This is a genomic window from Oerskovia sp. NPDC057915 (assembly GCF_042887685.1).
Classification (GTDB): Bacteria; Actinomycetota; Actinomycetes; order Actinomycetales; family Cellulomonadaceae; genus Oerskovia.
In genome coordinates this window covers 1-1,016 of sequence record NZ_JBHVOS010000058.1, presented here as the reverse complement: position 1 = coordinate 1,016, position 1,016 = coordinate 1, and the positions used below count along the sequence as shown (strand labels likewise).

Sequence of the window (1,016 nt, the reverse complement as noted above, 5' to 3'; positions counted from 1 at the left end):
CCCTCGTCGGCGGCCTTGATCCCCATCGTCAGGACCGAGCTCCCGTTGTCCGCGATAGCACGCGCACCCCCCGTGGCGTCCATCTCGATCCACCGCACCGGCTGACCGGCGCACGAGGACTTGTGGGCCACGTTCGCCGAGCCCGTCGGCGCCCCCCACCCGAGGTTGTTCCACGTCGTCCCACCCGAGATCTGCGCGGTGTACCAGAGCTCGGTGGTCGTCGCGGTGCAGCTCCACGAGTGCGTGCCCACCACGGCAAACGTCGCACTGATCACGTCGGCGCTGTCGGCCGCTGCCACGGCGTCAAGCCCACCGAACTCCCAGACCAGGCGCTGCGTGTTGCGCCGGCTGCACGCGGACGTCGCGGCCGGGTCGCACAACCCCATGCCCTGGTCGCCGTTGAACATGTACCCACCCGTGCTCGTGGGCCACCCCGACTGGACCATCGTCCATTCGTTGCGGCTGCCGGAGACGCTGGGGTCGATGTAGATGGGCCAGGCGGTCTCGGGGTCGGTGATCATCTGCGCGTCGGGGGTGATCGTCACCGCCTCAGCGGTGACGTCGGCGGGCATCGCGGCGATCTCGTCCCCCTCACGCGGCGCCAGGACCGGGTCACCGGCACCCACCCCCGACTCCGGCTCAACCGCGCCGGTGGCCGGGAGCGCGAACAGGCTCGCCCCGAGCGACGCGCCCCCGCCATTCCGCAACGCCTGCGGAGCCAACGGCGCCAGACCCCCAGCACCGCCGACAGCGTCAGTCACCTCATCGGCTCCCGAGTCCCACATCAACGGCGTCGGGGACGTGAAGACCTCCTCACCCGCCTCGTCGACGGCGACGAACCCGCCCTCGTCCGAGACCACACTCAGCCCCTGCGTGGTCTGCACCGGGAACGACAACGACGCCAACGCCGGATTCGCCGCCGCCGCCGGAGACTCGACCCGCAACACCTCCGAGAAGCCCGTCCCGTCCTCATGCACCGAAAGAACCAGGTCCACCCCCTCGAACACACCCGGGTA

General features: G+C 70.6%; 1 protein-coding gene. It reads right to left on the bottom strand.

The window, feature by feature from the left end; genetic code table 11:
- Window positions 1-626 (bottom strand): hypothetical protein (locus ACFVQ3_RS18855; RefSeq protein ID WP_387642423.1); only part of this gene is annotated, 626 nt, incomplete at its 3' end.
- Between the last annotated feature and the right edge of the window lie 390 nt (window positions 627-1,016).